At 72.5% G+C, this 15,794-nt stretch carries 15 protein-coding genes; 7 read left to right on the plus strand and 8 right to left on the minus strand.

The window, feature by feature from the left end; translation table 11 throughout:
* Nucleotides 1–30: 30 nt before the first annotated feature.
* Both NVV95_RS10025 and NVV95_RS10030 read right to left on the minus strand, forming a co-directional pair.
* On the minus strand, nt 31–1,047 hold the full coding sequence (locus NVV95_RS10025) for a Vgb family protein (RefSeq protein ID WP_259486381.1): 1,017 nt from the start codon (nt 1,045–1,047) through the stop codon (nt 31–33).
* 109 nt (nt 1,048–1,156) lie between these two features.
* Nucleotides 1,157–1,471 carry a DUF427 domain-containing protein gene (locus tag NVV95_RS10030; RefSeq protein WP_510732599.1) on the minus strand — a complete coding sequence of 105 codons (315 nt, stop codon included), beginning with the start codon at nt 1,469–1,471 and terminating at the stop codon, nt 1,157–1,159.
* Between the two features lie 92 nt (nt 1,472–1,563).
* On the opposite strand from NVV95_RS10030, the gene NVV95_RS10035 reads away from it, so the two are divergent.
* The 3 genes from NVV95_RS10035 (at nt 1,564) to NVV95_RS10045 (ending at nt 4,663) form a co-directional block, all read left to right on the plus strand.
* A complete protein-coding gene (locus tag NVV95_RS10035; RefSeq protein ID WP_259486383.1) occupies nt 1,564–2,133 on the plus strand; it encodes a hypothetical protein in 570 nt (189 codons plus the stop codon).
* A gap of 41 nt (nt 2,134–2,174) precedes the next feature.
* Nucleotides 2,175–2,837 carry a DUF1684 domain-containing protein gene (locus tag NVV95_RS10040; protein ID WP_259486481.1) on the plus strand — a complete coding sequence of 221 codons (663 nt, stop codon included), beginning with the start codon at nt 2,175–2,177 and terminating at the stop codon, nt 2,835–2,837.
* Between the two features lie 110 nt (nt 2,838–2,947).
* Nucleotides 2,948–4,663, plus strand: a complete 1,716-nt coding sequence (locus tag NVV95_RS10045; RefSeq protein WP_375163799.1) for a DEAD/DEAH box helicase — start codon at nt 2,948–2,950, stop codon at nt 4,661–4,663.
* 115 nt (nt 4,664–4,778) lie between these two features.
* Here NVV95_RS10045 and NVV95_RS10050 read toward each other — a convergent pair whose 3' ends face one another.
* Complete coding sequence (locus NVV95_RS10050; RefSeq protein ID WP_259486386.1) at nt 4,779–5,357, minus strand: YdeI/OmpD-associated family protein; 579 nt, start codon at nt 5,355–5,357, stop codon at nt 4,779–4,781.
* 4 nt (nt 5,358–5,361) lie between these two features.
* Nucleotides 5,362–5,901 carry an NUDIX hydrolase family protein gene (locus NVV95_RS10055; protein ID WP_259486387.1) on the minus strand — a complete coding sequence of 180 codons (540 nt, stop codon included), beginning with the start codon at nt 5,899–5,901 and terminating at the stop codon, nt 5,362–5,364.
* Between the two features lie 67 nt (nt 5,902–5,968).
* On the opposite strand from NVV95_RS10055, the gene NVV95_RS10060 reads away from it, so the two are divergent.
* The gene (locus NVV95_RS10060) at nt 5,969–10,939 is read left to right on the plus strand and encodes an ATP-dependent helicase (protein WP_259486388.1); all 4,971 of its coding nucleotides are present in this window, start codon (nt 5,969–5,971) and stop codon (nt 10,937–10,939) included.
* The gene (locus NVV95_RS10065) at nt 10,932–11,711 is read left to right on the plus strand and encodes a DNA-formamidopyrimidine glycosylase family protein (RefSeq protein ID WP_259486389.1); all 780 of its coding nucleotides are present in this window, start codon (nt 10,932–10,934) and stop codon (nt 11,709–11,711) included. The genes NVV95_RS10060 and NVV95_RS10065 overlap by 8 nt, the downstream gene beginning before the upstream one ends.
* Before the next feature lie 120 nt (nt 11,712–11,831).
* Here NVV95_RS10065 and NVV95_RS10070 read toward each other — a convergent pair whose 3' ends face one another.
* Complete coding sequence (locus NVV95_RS10070) at nt 11,832–12,236, minus strand: MmcQ/YjbR family DNA-binding protein (protein WP_269909044.1); 405 nt, start codon at nt 12,234–12,236, stop codon at nt 11,832–11,834.
* A gap of 67 nt (nt 12,237–12,303) precedes the next feature.
* Here NVV95_RS10070 and NVV95_RS10075 point away from each other — a divergent pair, with 67 nt between their 5' ends.
* Together NVV95_RS10075 and ybaK are read left to right on the plus strand one after the other, a co-directional pair.
* Entirely contained in the window at nt 12,304–12,993 is a 690-nt protein-coding gene (locus NVV95_RS10075) for an alpha/beta hydrolase (RefSeq protein ID WP_259486390.1), read from the plus strand.
* A 25-nt stretch (nt 12,994–13,018) separates the two neighbouring features.
* Nucleotides 13,019–13,522 (plus strand): Cys-tRNA(Pro) deacylase, encoded by a 504-nt coding sequence (ybaK, locus tag NVV95_RS10080; RefSeq protein ID WP_375163805.1) that lies wholly within the window; start codon nt 13,019–13,021, stop codon nt 13,520–13,522.
* Nucleotides 13,523–13,533: 11 nt separating this feature from the next.
* Here the strand turns inward: ybaK and NVV95_RS10085 are convergent, their stop codons facing one another.
* From NVV95_RS10085 to NVV95_RS10095, 3 genes are all read right to left on the minus strand, one after another.
* Complete coding sequence (locus NVV95_RS10085; protein WP_259486392.1) at nt 13,534–14,415, minus strand: hypothetical protein; 882 nt, start codon at nt 14,413–14,415, stop codon at nt 13,534–13,536.
* A gap of 193 nt (nt 14,416–14,608) precedes the next feature.
* Entirely contained in the window at nt 14,609–15,529 is a 921-nt protein-coding gene (locus NVV95_RS10090; RefSeq protein ID WP_259486393.1) for a YqjF family protein, read from the minus strand.
* A 15-nt stretch (nt 15,530–15,544) separates the two neighbouring features.
* Nucleotides 15,545–15,757, minus strand: coding sequence for a hypothetical protein (locus tag NVV95_RS10095; protein ID WP_259486394.1), 213 nt, complete (start codon nt 15,755–15,757; stop codon nt 15,545–15,547).
* Between the last annotated feature and the right edge of the window lie 37 nt (nt 15,758–15,794).

Below are 15,794 nucleotides of genomic sequence, written 5' to 3' on the forward strand. Positions count from 1 at the left end.
CTCCTCGGATCGAGTGGCACGTCAGGACCGTCAGACGTTGCCGAGGGTGTCGCGGCCGCGGTCGGAGTACCAGAGGGAGCCGTAGGACGTCACACCGAGGTGCTCGGGCTTGGTACCGGCGTAGGGCGGCTTCGAGAACGAGACGTTGCCCCACAGGTCGACCCGGCCGAGGCCCCGGTCGGCGTCGGTGAAGGCCAGGTCGACGTCGTCGGCCGAGACGAGGTGCCGCGGCACCACCGAGCCGAACGGCGCGGACGGGATGCTGATGCGCTTCGAGACGGTTCCGTCGGTCTCGACCTTGACCAGCGTGTCGATTCCGGCCACCCACACGCCGCCCGACGCGGCCGCCGTGAGCCCGGTGAAGCCGCTCACACCGACCGGCACGATGTCGAGATCGCCCGTCGCCGGGTCGTAGGCGCCGAGCGACCCGGCACCGTCCCGCGTGTACCAGAGGCGCCCGTCGTCGGCGGCGGCGATGTCGTAGACGCCCGTGCCACCCGGGTCGGGCACACGGGAGATGGTGCCGTCGAGCGCGATGCGCCCGATGCCGCCGTTCGACGGGTCGCCGAACCAGAGGGCTCCGTCGGGGCCCGGTGTGAGCGACGTCGCCCGGTCGAAGGCGCCGCCCAGCGGGTGCTCCGTCACGTCGCCGGTGGCCGGATCGAGCCGCCCGATGGCGGCGTTCAGGAAGTCACCGAACCAGATCGTGCCGTCGCTCGCCGCAGCGAGATCGGAGATGCCGGGCGCGAACGCCCCCAGTCGGAAATGCTCGACCGCCGCCGGCGCGGCGGCCGGCACCTTGACGATCTCGTTCTCCAGGGTGTCGGCGTACCAGACGATGTCCCCCGGCGCCACGACCACCGGGCCCGGGCTGCCTCCGGCTGTCGCGGGCGAGTACTCGTGCCAGCTCGCGTAGTCCCGCGGCGGCAGCTCCCACGCCCCCGCTGACGCAGCACCCCCGCCCACCGCGACCACCACACCCAGAACAGTGGCCATCGCCGTGGCGAGGGACACGAGAGCGGAACGGCTGGCGGATGCGGTGGTCATCGGGGCTCCTCGGATCGGGCGGCGCCGGGGTGGGCGCCGACCGATCACGCTAAGGGAGGAGTGAGGTGGGGCATCCTGAGCAGTTCGTACTCAACGAGAATGGGACGGGTCAGTCGGTGACCTGGACTTCCTTCCAGAAGGCCACGTAGTCCGAGAAGTCCTTGCCGACACGGTCGAAGGCGCCCTCGTAGGGGTGCGGGTAGCTCCACGCGCGGTCCTGCAGCAGCTCGTCGCCGTCCTTCACGCTGAAGTACTGGCACTCGCCCTTCCAGGGGCAGGTGTAGGGGGTGGGGCTCTTCTCGAGGTACTCCGACTTGACGCTCGCGGGCGGGAAGTACCAGTTGCCCTCGATCGAGATCAGGTCGTCCTTCGGGGCTTCGGCGATGACGGTGCCGTTCACAACAGCTTTCATGTGACCTCCAATGTCGATCACACGCTACGCCTTCGAGGGCCTCCGTGAGCCTGTCTGGGAGACGCCTGCTAGGCGATGTCGGAGGCAGCCTCCACACTGTGATCATGCGCGTACTCCTGAAGCTCGTCCTCGACTGCGATCCCGACGCCGCCTGGCGGGCGATCCGCTCCCCCGCGGTGTTCCGCGAGGTGTCGAGCCCCCTGGTCGAGATCGAATCGTTGGCGGCCGACGGGTTTCCCACGGTGTGGGAGCCGGGGCAGCACCCGGTCGAGATGCGCGGCGGCGGGGTCATCCCGATGGGCAAGCAGATCATCCGACTGAACTTCGAGACCCGGCAGCACGGCGACGTGCGCATCGTGCACGACTCGGGGCAGGGGGTCACGGGCGCGGTCAGCACCATCAGGCTCTGGGATCATCAGATGGCGATCGCCCCCGACCCCGCCGGCACGGGCAAGACCCTCTACCGCGACCAGCTGAAGATCGGCGCCGGCGTGCTGACGCCGTTCGCCTGGTACAGCCTCTGGGCGTTCTGGCAGTGGCGCGGCCGCAAGCTGCAGCAGCTGGCGCCGACCTGGGCGTACGACCTGCCGAAGCCCGACGAGGCCGAAGGGGTCGAAGGGGTCGAAGGCGTCGCCGCCGACGGCACGTCCGACATCGAGACGGCCTCCGCGTGAACGCCCGCGCGGTGACGGCTCTCGAGACCGCAGACTGGCGGATGCGCGTGTTCGGCATCTACGCCGAGGTGCGCCGCCTCACCGCCGCCGGGCAGGTCGCCGACGCCCACGCGTTCTGGCGCGACGAACGCGACGGGCTGTTCGCCGCGCATCCGGCCACCCCGCTGCTGCCCGAGGATCGGGAGGCTTTCAGCGGCCTGCCGGTGGCCCCGTACGACCCGGCGTGGCGCTTCGAGGTGACGATCGATGAGCCCTCCGACGACGACCCGCGGCCCCGCTCGTTCGAGTTCGCCACCGGCACCGACGGCGTCGTGCCGTTCGAGCTGCTGGGCGTCGCGCGCATCGACGGGGTCGGCGAGCTCGACGTCTGGCGGCTCGCCTCCTACGGCGGCGGCTTGTTCGTGCCCGTGAAAGACGCCCTGGCGGGCAAGCCCGGCGGCACCTACGGCGGCGGCCGCTACCTGATCGACACGATCAAGGGGGCTGCGCTGAACTCCGCGCTGGCACCCGGCACCGACCCGGCCGGCGACACCCGCCTCGTGCTCGACTTCAACTTCTCCTACAACCCCTCCTGCGCCTACGACCCGGCCTGGGCCTGCCCCCTCGCGCAGCCCGGCAACCGCGTCCCGGTGCCGATCGGGGTGGGCGAGAGCTACGGCGACGCGCCGCTCGACCAGGCTCCCGGGGTCGATGCGCTAGACTGAAGTCACTCGAGGGCTCGATAGCGAGCCCCGTGCGTCGAAAGAACGCTCCCTCTTCTCTGGATGCGGCCTCGTGTGCCGCTCCATTTGCAGATACTTCTTGCGGCGAACGGATGCACCGTCGGTGCGTTCGCCATCCATCCGGATGGGCTGCGAGAAATGCGGCGTGTCCGGACGAATGCCTGAAAGGCAGTCCCCCTTTGACTCAGACCCCCACGTCCTTCGCAGCTCTCGGCGTCCCGGCCCCCCTGGTGGCCACGCTGACCGCGAGTGGCATCACGGAGCCCTTCCCGATCCAGGTCGACACGCTCCCCGACACCCTGAACGGCCGCGACGTGCTCGGCCGCGGCAAGACCGGCTCGGGCAAGACCCTGGCCTTCTCCATCCCGATGGTGGCCCGCCTCGGCGGCACCCTCGCCGGCGGCAAGCGCCGCCCCGGCCGCCCCGTCGGCCTCGTGCTCGCCCCGACCCGCGAGCTGGCCACCCAGATCGACGCCGTGCTGGCGCCGATGGCCAAGGCCTACGGCATGACCACCACCACGATCTTCGGCGGCGTCTCGCAGTCCCGCCAGGTAGCCGCGCTCAAGGCCGGCGTCGATATCGTCGTGGCCTGCCCCGGCCGCCTCGAAGACCTGATGAAGCAGGGCTTCGTCTCGCTCGACGCCGTCGAGATCACCGTGCTCGACGAGGCCGACCACATGGCCGACCTGGGCTTCCTCCCCGTCGTCACGCGCATCCTCGACAAGACCCCGTCGACCGGTCAGCGCCTGCTGTTCTCGGCCACGCTCGACAACGGCGTGGACAAGCTGGTGCGCCGCTTCCTCCACAACGAGGTGCTGCACTCGGTCGACGAGGCCAACTCCCCCGTCGCCGCGATGACCCACCACGTCTTCGAGACCGAGTCGGTCGAGTCCAAGCGCGTCCTCGTCGAGAAGCTCGCCTCGGGCACCGGCCGCCGCATCCTCTTCATGCGCACCAAGCACCACGCGAAGAAGCTCGCGAAGCAGCTGACCGCCTCGGGCATCCCGGCCGTCGACCTGCACGGCAACCTGTCGCAGGTCGCCCGTGACCGCAACCTCGCGGCCTTCAGCGCCGGCACCGTCAAGGTGCTCGTCGCCACCGACGTGGCCGCCCGCGGTGTGCACGTCGACGACATCGAGCTCGTCATCCACGTCGACCCGCCGGAGGAGCACAAGGCGTACCTGCACCGCTCGGGCCGCACCGCTCGCGCCGGCTCGACGGGTGACGTCGTCACGATCATGCTGCCCGCGCAGCGTAAGGACGTGAAGGACCTCCTCCGCAAGGCGGCCATCCAGGTCACTCCCGAGGCCGTGAACGCCGACTCCGCGTCGGTCACCGCCCTTGTCGGCGAGGTCGCCGCGTACGTCAAGCCCGTCGTGACGCCGCTGCCCGAGTCGGGTCAGCGCCGCACGGGCAACGACGGCGTCTCGCGCGGCCGCAACGGCGGCACCTCGACCGGCGCCAACGCGCAGCGCAAGCGCAACGGCCGCGGCGGCTCAGCCGGTGGCGGCGCAGGCTCGGGCGAGGGTGTCGGCGCGGGCGCCGGTTCGCGCTCCGGCGGTGCCGGCGGCAACGGCGGCTCGGGTCGCGGTCGTCGCGGCGGTTCCGCCGGTGGCGGCGTCGCCGGCGGAAGCCGCTCGTTCTACAGCACGTCCTCGGGCGGCTCCGGCGCCTCGGGCCACGGCTCGGCGTCGGGCTCCGGCGAGAGCAGCCGTCGCGGTGGCCAGGGCGGCGGCTCCGACCGCCCGCGTCAGTCCGCGGCCTCGTTCTCGGCCGGCTCGGCCGGCGGTCGCCGCCGCTCGCGCTGATCGAGCATCCTGAACCATCGAACGGCCCGTCTTCTCGTGAGGCGGGCCGTTCGCCGTCTTCGGCACCTCACGCAGGGCAGGGCGAGCGGATGCGCGGCCGCCGCCGCCCGGATGGCTACTGCGGGTACACCGTCTCGTGCCGCGCCAGCATCGCGACGAACTCCTCGATGCGGCGGGCCCGCGTCTCGGCGCGCTTGAGGTTGTGCAGGCGGAACAGGATCGCGTAGCGGTTCTGGCTCGTCAGCGTCGCGAAGAACGCCGCCGCCTCGGGGTTCGCGGCGAGCGCCGCGGCGAGGTCGGGCTGCACCTCGATCGTGCTCGGGGAGTCGTACGCCGCCTCCCACCGGCCGTCGGCCTTCGCCTGGTCGATCTCCGCGTGGCCGTCCGGGCGCATCCGCCCTGCAGCGATGAGGGCCTCGACGCGCAGCCGGTTGACCTTCGACCAGAGGCCGCGCGGGCGGCGGGGCGTGAAGGTCTGCAGGAAGAAGTCGTCGTCGAGGGCGTTGCGTCGTCCGTCGATCCAGCCGTGGCAGAGGGCGACGTCGACCGCGTCGGAGTACGAGACCGTGGTGTGCTCACTGCCCTTCTTCGCGATGCGCAACCGGATGCCGGGCTCGCTCGCGCCGTGCTCGGCGAGAAAGGCGTCGAAGGCCGCCGCGTCGTCGAACTGGTGGTGCGGGTAGTCGGCCGGCACGGAACTAGAGCAGCTTACCGACCGAGGCGAGGGCCGAGCGGAGGAGCCCTCCTCGGCCGCCCTCCATCTCGTCGGCCACGGCGTTAGACGCGGCCTCCTGTGGCGTCATCCAGGTGAGTTCCAGCGCATCCTGGCGGGGCTCGCACGTGCCGGTGACCGGAACGACATAGGCGAGGGAGACGGCGTGCTGGCGCTCGTCGTAGAACGGCGAGACGCCCGGCAGCGGGAAGTACTCGGCGACCTGGAACGGCACGGGGCTCGCGGGCAGCTGCGGGAACGCCATCGGCCCGAGGTCCTTCTCGAGGTGGCGGAAGAGCGCGTCGCGGAGGGTCTCGCCGTACATCACGCGGCCGGAGACGAGGGTGCGCGCGATCGTGCCGCTCGGGCCGACGCGCAGCAGCACACCGACCTCGACGACCTGACCCAGGCCGTCGACCCGCACGGGCACGGCCTCGACGTAGAGCAGCGGCAGGCGGCGCCTGATCTCGGCGAGCTCGCCGTCGCTCAGCCAGCCGGAGTTCGGGTCGGGGGTGCGCACGCTCATGCTCCATTCTTACCCGATGCCCACCCGCGTCCGCGCCGATGTCGGTGGTGTGGGACAGGATGAGGGGATGAGCGACGTGCTCGACCAGTTCTCCCCCGCGACCCGCGAGTGGTTCCGTGGCGCCTTCTCGGGGCCGACCGCGGCGCAGGTCGGCGCCTGGACGGCGGTGTCCAGCGGCGCCCACGCGCTCGTCGTGGCGCCCACCGGGTCGGGCAAGACGCTCGCGTCCTTCCTCTGGGCCATCGACCGCCTCGCGACGACGGTGCGCGACGACACCCCGCGCAAGACCTCGGTGCTCTACGTCTCGCCGCTGAAGGCGCTGGCGGTCGACGTCGAGCGCAACCTGCGCTCCCCGCTGGTCGGCATCACGCAGACGGCGAAGCGTCTCGGTGCGAAGCCCCCGGTCATCACCGTGGGCGTGCGCTCGGGCGACACCCCGGCCGCCGATCGTCGTGGGCTCGCGAAGAACCCGCCCGACATCCTCATCACCACCCCCGAGTCGCTCTTCCTCATGCTCACCTCGAGCGCGCGGGAGTCGCTCGCCGAGGTCACCACGGTGATCATCGACGAGGTGCACGCGGTCGCCGCGACCAAGCGCGGCGCCCACCTCGCCGTGAGCCTCGACCGGCTCGACACCCTGCTGCCCCAGCCGGCGCAGCGCATCGGGCTGTCGGCGACCGTGCGACCCCGCGAGGAGGTCGCCCGTTTCCTCGCCGGCGGCCGCCCGGTCACCATCGTCGCCCCGCCGTCGACGAAGAAGTTCGACCTGCGGGTCATCGTGCCGGTGGAGGACATGTCGCAGATCCCGCCCGCCGAGAACCGGTCGGTGCTCGAGGGGTCCGCGGCGGCGGCGAGCGCACCCGAGCAGGGCTCGATCTGGCCGCACGTCGAGGAGGACATCGTCGACCGCATCCTCGAGCACCGCTCGTCGATCGTGTTCGCCAACTCCCGCCGTCTCGCCGAGCGGCTCACCGCACGCCTGAACGAGATCTACAGCGAGCGGCTCGCCACGGCCCAGGAGCTCGAGCGCGGCGTCGACGCGATGCTCGAGGAGGGTGTCGCGCGTCTGCTGCGCGAAGCGGGGGCGGTCGTCACGATGCCGCCCGAGGAGGGTGCCGCCAGCGCATCCGCCCCACCTGCGCAGCTGATGGGTCAGGCGGGCCAGACCGAGGGCGCCGAGCTGGTGCTCGCCCGCGCGCACCACGGCTCGGTCTCGAAGGAGCAGCGGGCGATCATCGAGGACGACCTGAAGTCGGGTCGGCTGCGCTGTGTGGTCGCCACGTCGAGCCTCGAGCTCGGCATCGACATGGGTGCCGTCGACCTCGTGGTGCAGGTCGAGGCGCCACCCTCGGTCGCCAGCGGCCTGCAGCGCGTCGGCCGGGCGGGGCACCAGGTCGGCGAGGTGTCGAAGGGTCTGCTCTACCCGAAGCACCGGGCCGACCTCATCCACTCGGCGGTGGTCTCGCTGCGCATGAGCGAGGGGCTGATCGAGACGCTGTCGGTGCCCGCGAACCCGCTCGACATCCTCGCGCAGCAGACGGTCGCGGCCTGTGCGCTCGAGCCCATCGACGTCGAGGAGTGGTTCGACGTGATGCGGCGGAGCGCCTCGTTCACGAACCTCCCCCGCTCGGCCTACGAGGCCACGCTCGACCTGCTCTCCGGGCTCTACCCCTCCGACGAGTTCGCCGAGCTGCGGCCTCGCCTCGTCTGGGACCGCGACGCCGGCACCCTCACGGGCCGGCCCGGCGCGCAGCGACTCGCGGTCACGAGCGGCGGCACCATCCCCGACCGTGGGCTGTTCGGCGTCTTCATGGTGGGCGGCGAGCCGACGGATGCCGATCCGTCGACCGGGACGGCGCGCTCCGCACCGGGCCGCCGGGTGGGCGAGCTCGACGAGGAGATGGTCTACGAGTCGCGGGTCGGCGACGTCTTCGCGCTGGGGGCGACGAGCTGGCGCATCCACGAGATCACCCACGACCGAGTGCTCGTGACACCAGCGTTCGGGCAGCCCGGGCGACTGCCGTTCTGGCGCGGCGAGGGCATCGGCCGCCCCGCCGAGCTCGGTCGCGCCATCGGCGAGTTCACCCGCTCGGTGGCGGCGGCCGACGAGCAGGGAGCGCGCGAGCTGGCCGAGCGGGCGGGGCTCGACGAATGGGCCGCGGCGAACCTCGTGGCCTTCATCACCGAACAGCGCGAGGCCACCGGGCACGTGCCGAGCGACCGCACGATGGTGGTCGAGCGCTTCCGTGACGAGCTCGGCGACTGGCGGGTGGTGCTGCATTCCCCGTACGGCATGCAGGTGCACTCGCCCTGGGCGCTGGCGATCAACGCGCGCATCCGGGAGCGCTTCGGCATCGACGCCAACGCGGTGGCGAGCGACGACGGCATCGTCGTGCGCCTGCCCGACACCGAGAGCGAGCCCCCGTCGGCCGAGCTGTTCCTCTTCGACCCGGTCGAGCTCGAGCAGCTCGTCACCGAGGAGGTCGGCGGCTCGGCGCTGTTCGCCTCGCGGTTCCGCGAGAACGCGGCCCGGGCACTGCTGCTTCCCCGGCAGAACCCCGGCAAGCGGTCGCCGCTCTGGCAGCAGCGGCAGCGCTCGGCGCAGCTGCTCGAGGTGGCGCGCAAGTACCCGTCGTTCCCGATCATCCTCGAGACCGTAAGGGAGTGCCTGCAAGACGTCTACGACCTCCCGTCGCTGCTCGCGCTGGCCCGCGATCTCGACTCGCGGCGCATCCGGGTGGTGGAGGTCGAATCGGGCGAGGCGTCGCCGTTCGCCCGTTCGCTGCTGTTCGGCTACGTCGCCTCGTTCGTCTATGAGGGCGACAGCCCGCTGGCCGAACGCCGGGCCGCGGCGCTGGCGCTCGACCCGAGCCTGCTCTCCGAGCTGCTCGGTCGCGCCGAGCTGCGCGAACTGCTCGACCCCTCGGTGATCGACGACACCGAGCGCGAGCTGCAACGACTCGCTCCCGACCGTCGCGCCCGCGACCTCGAGGGTGTGGCCGACCTGCTGCGCATGCTCGGGCCGCTCACCACGGCCGAGGTGACCGCCCGGTCGCAGGAGTTCGACGTGACCGCGGCGCTGACCGAGCTCGTGGCCGCCAAGCGGGCACTGCCCGTGACGTTCGCGGGGCGGTCGCAGTGGGCGAGCATCGAAGACGCGGGGCGGCTGCGCGACGCGCTCGGGGTGCCGATCCCCTTCGGCGTGCCCGATGCCTTCATCGCGCCGGTCGAGCATCCGGTCATCGACCTGGTGAGCCGGTACGCCCGCACGCACGGGCCGTTCCTCGCTCACGAGGTGGCGGCGCGGTTCGGGCTGGGTGTGGCGGTGGTGACGGATGCGCTGCGGCGGCTCTCGGCCGATCGACGGGTGGTCGAGGGGGAGTTCAGGCCGACGGGGTCGGGGCCGGTGGTGGTCGCGGATGCGGGTGCCGGGGGTTCGGGCTCGGGCGGTGAAGGTTCTGTCGGTGCGGGCGGTAGCGGCGCGGGCTTGGGCGGTGTGGGGGCCGGCGATGCGGCGGCGGATGCCGGTGGATCCCTCGCCGTGCTCGACGGCGACCCGCCTGCCGTGCTGCCGGCGCTCGGGCAGGCCGGCGGCACCGAGTGGTGCGACGCCGAGGTGCTGCGACGGTTGCGCAGCCGTTCGCTCGCCGCACTGCGCCACGAGGTCGAGCCCGTCGGCACGCAGACGCTGGCGCGCTTCCTGCCGTCGTGGCAGCACGTCGGCGGGTCCCTGCGCGGCGTCGACGGCGTGCTCACCGTGATCGAGCAGCTCGCCGGTGTGCCCGTGCCGGCGTCGGCCTGGGAGAACCTGGTGCTGCCCGCCCGGGTGCGCGACTACAGCCCGGCCATGCTCGACGAGCTCACCGCGTCGGGCGAGGTCGTCTGGTCGGGGCGCGGCTCGCTGCCGGGCAGCGACGGGTGGGTCGCCTTCCACACGCTCGACACGCTGCCGCTGTCGGCGACGCCGCCCGAGCCCTTCGACGAGACACCGGTGCACGCGGCGGTGCTCGCGGCGCTGTCGCGGGGTGGCGCCTACTTCTTCCGGTCGCTGGCCGACGAGGTGGGGGCGGCGATCCTGCGGGGTGCGTCAGCTCCTGATGACGCCTCCGCCGCCGATACGGCTGAGTCCGCCCCGCGCCCGGCCTCCTCGGCGCTCGTGGTGCCGCCCACCGACCAGGCCGTGGTCGACGCGATCTGGGACTTGGTCTGGGCCGGTCTCGTCACGAACGACACCGTCGCGCCGCTGCGCACCCTCACCGGCTCGGGCAAGGCCGCGCACGCCACCAAGCGCCCGGCCGCCCGCTCGCGCATGTACCGCGGCCGCGGAATCGCCCGGGCCTCGATGCAGACCCGGGTCGGGCCGCCCACCGCGGGTGGGCGCTGGTCGCTGCTCCCCGAGCCGGTGGGCGACGCCACCCTGCGCGCCCATGGCACCGCCGAGATGCTGCTCGACCGCTACGGCCTCGTCACGCGCGGCTCGGTGATGAACGAGCGGGTGCCGGGCGGCTTCGCGCTGGTCTACCGGGTGCTCAGCCAGTTCGAGGAGTCGGGGCGCTGCCGTCGCGGCTACTTCGTCGAGACACTCGGCGCCGCGCAGTTCGCCACCGGAGGCACCATCGACCGCCTCCGGGGCTTCGCTCCCGACGCGGTCGGGCGCGACAGCGGCCGTGACCGTCCACCGGAAGCCATGACGCTCGCCGCGACCGATCCGGCGAACCCGTTCGGCGCCGCCCTGCCCTGGCCGACGGTCGAGGGGCACAAGCCCGGCCGCAAGGCGGGAGCGCTCGTGGTTCTCGTCGACGGCGAGCTCACGCTCTACCTCGAGCGCGGCGGCAAGACGGCGCTGGCCTTCAGCGACTCCGAGGAGGTGCTGGCGGTGGCCACCCGTTCGCTCGCCCAGGCCGTCACCACCGGGCGGGTCGACAAGCTCGCGGTCGAGCGCGTCAACGGCGACTTCGTGCTGGGCACCACCGTGGGCGGTGCGCTCGAGGCCGCGGGCTTCACCGGCACGCCGCGGGGGTTGAGGCTCCGTGCCTGAGGGAGACACCGTCTACCGAACCGCCGTGCACCTCGACGAGGCGCTGGCGGGGAGGGTGCTCACGCGCTGCGACATCCGGGTGCCGCAGCATGCCGCCGTCGACTTCACGGGCCAGCTCGTGGAAGGGGTGGTGGCGCGGGGCAAGCACCTGCTGACGCGGGTGGGGGCGGCGAGCATCCACACCCACCTGAAGATGGAGGGGTCGTGGCACATCTACCGGCACGGCACCGCGTGGCGGCGGCCGACGCACCAGGCGCGCATCATCCTCGAGAATGCCGACTGGGTCACGGTGGGGTTCGACCTCGGCACGGTCGAGATCGTGCCGCGCGACAGGGAGGACGAGGTCGTCGGCCACCTCGGGCCCGATCTGCTCGGCCCCGACTGGGACGCCGAGGAGGCGGTGCGGCGCCTGGCGGCCGACGGAGATCGCGAGATCGACGTGGCGCTGCTCGACCAGCGCAACCTCGCGGGGCTAGGCAACGTCTACGCGAACGAGCTGTGCTTCCTCCGCGGGGTGCGACCGCAGCGGCCCGTGGCCGAGGTGCCCGACCTGCCGGCGGTCGTGGCGCTGGCGAAGAAGCTGATCACGGTGAATCGCGACCGGGTCGAGCGCACGACCACTGGCGACCTCCGGCCGGGGCGGCAGGTCTGGGTGTACGGGCGCGAGAACAAGCCGTGCCGTCGGTGCGGAACGCGCATCCGTCACGGGCAGCTGGGGGCGACTGAGCTGTCGCTGCGGGAGACGTACTGGTGCCCGCACTGCCAGACGTAGGTGTTATGGGCGGGGTGCTGCCGGGTGTGCGCTCGTATGGCGGGTGGTGCCGGGTGCACGCTCGCATGGCGGGCGGGGGCCGAGTGCACGCTTGCTGGGCGGGCCTCGCGGTGGCGGCGGTCAGGGCGCTCCTGTGCGGAGCGGGGCCTCCGTGGCCGCGTCGAGGGCGGCGATCTGGCGCTTGAGGGCGACCTGGCGGTAGGAGGTGTCGAGGAGTTCGGCGACGAACGTCCAGTCGGTGCGCGGGCCGAGGTCGATGGCGAGCCAGCCCGCGGGGCCGAAGTAGGGCGGCACGAAGACGTCGTCGAGCTCCATGAGGGCCGGATGCTCATCCGTCGCCGGCTTGAACACCACGCTCGACGCCCGGTGCATCGAGGCGCCCGCGATGGCGAACAGCTTCTTGCCCGCGCGGAAGGTGGGCCTCCCCCAGGCCTCGACCTCGGCCGACTCGGGGTAGAGCAGACAGAGCTCGCGCAGGCGGCCGACCACCGTGTCGGCGGGGTCGAACAGCCGCGGATGCTCCATGCCCGGCATGCTACGCCCGCCTCGGGCCCGAGCGGAAGGTGCGCGGGCGGGGCGGTAGATTCGGACCATGAACGACACCCATCTCGTCCTCGACGACAGCGCCGTGGTGTGGTCGGTGCCGCGCGAGGAACTGTCCGAGCGGCTCGTCGATGCGCCGCTCGTGATCGTCATGCACGGCCGCGGCTCGCACGAGAACGACCTGGCCCAGCTGCTGCCGATGCTGCCGGCCGACGCCGTCTACGCCTTCCTGCGCGCGCCGATCTCGGGTGCGCCGTGGGGGCTCGGCGGCTGGAGCTGGTTCCCGCTCGACGCGCCGGGGGGCGTGACGTCCTCGGCCGCGAGTGCGGCGGCCGACGCGGTGCTCGGCTGGCTCGACCGGGTCGAGGCCGAGTACGGCGCGCCGCGCGCCATCGCGGCGATGGGCTTCTCGCAGGGCGGCATGATGTCGATCCAGCTGCTCGGGATGCGCGTGCACCGCTTCGCCGCGGCCGTGAACCTCTCGGGCGCGAGCGCCCCCGGCGTCCTCCCGACGGACGAGGAGCTCGCCGCGGTGCAGCCGCCGCTGTTCTGGGGCCGGGACGTGGCCGACCCCGTGATCGCGGCCGACGCGATCGCCCGCACCGCAGAGTTCGTGCCCGGACGGTTCCGGGTGGTGGAGCGGGTGTACCCCGGGATCGCGCACTCGATCTCGCGGGAGGAGATGGACGACGTGTCGGCGTTCCTGCGGGTGACGCTGGGGCTCGAGGGGATGGCGTGAGGCGGGCGGCGGAGGCCCGGCCGTGGTGAAGCGGAAGGGCGGCGGCGCGGGGGCGGGGCCCACGACGGCGGCGACGCTGGGGCTGGTGCGGGCGGGCATCCGCTTCGTGCCGCATGTGTACGAGCACGATGCTGCCGCGACCGACTTCGGTGCCGAGGCCGCGCGGGAGCTCGGCGTCGACGCGGCGCGCGTGTTCAAGACGCTGATGGTCGCGACCGACGCCGGGTTCGGGATCGGGATCGTGTCGGTGCGGGACCAGCTCGACCTCAAGGCGCTGGCGGGGGCGCTCGGGGCGAAGAAGGCGGCGATGGCCGACAAGGCGGTCGCCGAGCGCAAGAGCGGCTACGTCGTCGGCGGCATCTCGCCCGTGGGGCAGAAGACGCCGCTCGACACCGTGCTCGACGACGCGGCGCTGGAGTTCGAGACGATCTTCGTGTCGGGCGGGCGACGGGGGTTCGACATCGAGCTGGCGCCGGGGGATCTCGTGGAGGTCGTGCGGGGGCGGGTCGGGCGGATCCGGCGGGGCTGAGCGGTCGGGCTTCAGGCGCCGAGGAGGGCTGTCGTCCAGGTGCGGAGGAACGCGGCGCCGGCGGCGTCGTTCGTCAGTGACGGGTCGGTCGCGGTGAGCACCGGGTAGGGCTTGGCGAGCAGGCCGTCGGCGGGGCGCACGTCGACATGCTCGACGTCGAAGTCGCGGGCGTGCAGCCAGTCGGCCATCGCGTAGTCGGTGCGGGAATCGCCGACGGTGTGCCAGCGGCGGGGCACCGCGCCGGTCGCCTCGATCAGGGCGATGGCGCGTTCGGCGCCGTAGTCCTTGCCGACGACGATCGACTCGATGTCGACCGAGATGATCGTGGGGTCGATGCGCGTGGTGACACGGCCGTCGGCAGCCGGGAAGGACTCGTTCCTCCACATCACGCCGTAGTCGAATTCTCTGCACAGATCGACGGCGGCGCGGCAGAAGTCGTCCTGCACTGCGAGATAGTCGGACGACTCGACGTCGGTGCGCTGCTCGACGGCGAGCGACGCGCGCTTGGTGTGGTCGAAGAACATCCACTCCGCGAAGCGCTCGTCGACCATCCGCTCGACCGCGGTCGAGAACTCCTTCGTCGGAACGAGGCTCTCCGCCATGAACAGCTCCCCCGCCCCGTCGGGTGTGATCGCGAACCACACCGCGCCCTTCTCGCAGACGCCGAACACGCGGGCGTCCTGGCCGAGTCCGCCATCCACGAGGGGGCCCACCACCTCGCCCTTCAGGAAGCCGTCCGAGCGCCCCGTGTTGAACGCGATCGGAATCCCCGCGTTCGCGAGCGCCACGAGGTCGGCGGCGATCGAGGGGATGACGATGCTGCGCGTGACGGGGTTGGCGATCGGCCCGTCGACGTCGAGCAGCAGGCCTAGGGCGGGGGTCTCAGGGGTCACCCGACCATTATCCCGGGCGGCGGATGCGCGCTCGGACCCCGCACGGTCGCCTCTCCGTGCCCGGCTCGCGTGCGACGCCGCTGCGCGGTCGGGTTGGGTTGCGTGGCCATCCGCGCCGCCGTCGGGTGGAAGCGCGAGTCCAGGGGGCGTCGCGCGGTCAGATGGAGGCGCGAGTCCAGGAGACGGCGCGCGGTCAGGTGGCGGGGAGGGCGCGGCCGAAGGCGGTGTGGATGCCGGGCGAGAAGAGCACCGAGTCGGGGGCGCGCGAGGCGAGGTCGGGGAAGCCGGCGGCGGCGAGGAGCTCGTCGTCGAGGAAGCGGAGCTCGGCGTCGACCAGGGGCCACGGCGGGTGCTCGTTCGGGATGAACAGGGTGCGGCCTCCGCGGCCGCGGGGCCGGCGGGGTCGGGCGGCGGTGTGCAGGCCCCAGCGGGCGGTGAGGAACAGTGCGAGGGGGTCGGTGGAACGATCGTCGGTGCCGGGACGCGCGTCGATCCGGGAGTGCGGGCCGGGGCCGCCGCCGAAGCCGTTGCGACCCAGGCGCTCGGAGCGATAGCTGATGGTGCCGTCAGCGGCCGTGCTGATGGACATGCGGGCCCAGCGGTAGGGCAGACCGAAGAGAGCGTGCGCCGCCGAGACCGCGGCCAGCCGGGACGATTCCAGAGACGAGAAGACGACACCGCGGCGACCGTCGGGGCCGACGGAGTAGAGGCGCACGTTGATCTCGGGGAAGGTCCCGGCGTAGGGGATCGGGCCGAGGGCGTGGAAGCCGGGTGCGGTGGCATTGGCGAGGCGGAACGGGATGAGGCCGACCCAGGACGATCCGTCGAACACGTCGGGGCGGGTTCCGGGTGGAAGGTGCGGCGCGACCTCGTCGGGGTCGACCCGCCAGTGCAGGAAGGTCAGCGACTGCCAGTCCTGCTCGTGCAGCAGGCCGGCGAGCGGCGGTGCGATCCGGTCGATGGGCTCGGGTTCCCGCCGGTAGGCAGGATGCGCGGCCGGGTCCGACGTACGGTCGGCGGCATCGCGGCCGGCGTCGAGGGGGCTGGCGGCAGAGTCCGACGGGCGGTCGGCGCCGTCGCGGGCGGCGTCGGGCGGGTGGGCGGCGGGGGTCATGGTGGGGGCAGAGGGTCAGCTGTCGGCGTCGATGCCGATGACCGTGATGTCGACGCCGGGCGAGAGCAGGATGTCGGCGCGCTTGAAGCGGCCCTCGCCGACGTTGACCTCGAGCCACGACGGCACGGCGGTCTCGACGGCGGAGCGGATCTCCTCCTTGACCTCCTCGAGATCGCGCCCCGAGATGGAGTACTGCTTGCCTGCGTACAGGATGTTGATCCGCTTCACGTCGTGCGTCCTTCCCTCGGTGCTCAGCGTACTTCGA

It is taken from the genome of Herbiconiux gentiana (assembly GCF_024978135.1).
Lineage (GTDB): Bacteria > Actinomycetota > Actinomycetes > Actinomycetales > Microbacteriaceae > Herbiconiux > Herbiconiux gentiana.

What these genes read in the sequence shown, in the direction of transcription:
- NVV95_RS10025 (WP_259486381.1), bottom strand. Translation starts at nt 1,047, where the DNA reads ATGACCACCGCATCCGCCAGCCGTTCCGCTCTCGTGTCCCTCGCCACG.
- NVV95_RS10035 (WP_259486383.1), top strand. Translation starts at nt 1,564, where the DNA reads ATGCGCGTACTCCTGAAGCTCGTCCTCGACTGCGATCCCGACGCCGCC.
- NVV95_RS10040 (WP_259486481.1), top strand. Translation starts at nt 2,175, where the DNA reads ATGCGCGTGTTCGGCATCTACGCCGAGGTGCGCCGCCTCACCGCCGCC.
- NVV95_RS10045 (WP_375163799.1), top strand. Translation starts at nt 2,948, where the DNA reads ATGCACCGTCGGTGCGTTCGCCATCCATCCGGATGGGCTGCGAGAAAT.
- NVV95_RS10055 (WP_259486387.1), bottom strand. Translation starts at nt 5,901, where the DNA reads ATGAGCGTGCGCACCCCCGACCCGAACTCCGGCTGGCTGAGCGACGGC.
- NVV95_RS10060 (WP_259486388.1), top strand. Translation starts at nt 5,969, where the DNA reads ATGAGCGACGTGCTCGACCAGTTCTCCCCCGCGACCCGCGAGTGGTTC.
- NVV95_RS10070 (WP_269909044.1), bottom strand. Translation starts at nt 12,236, where the DNA reads ATGGAGCATCCGCGGCTGTTCGACCCCGCCGACACGGTGGTCGGCCGC.
- NVV95_RS10075 (WP_259486390.1), top strand. Translation starts at nt 12,304, where the DNA reads ATGAACGACACCCATCTCGTCCTCGACGACAGCGCCGTGGTGTGGTCG.
- NVV95_RS10090 (WP_259486393.1), bottom strand. Translation starts at nt 15,529, where the DNA reads ATGACCCCCGCCGCCCACCCGCCCGACGCCGCCCGCGACGGCGCCGAC.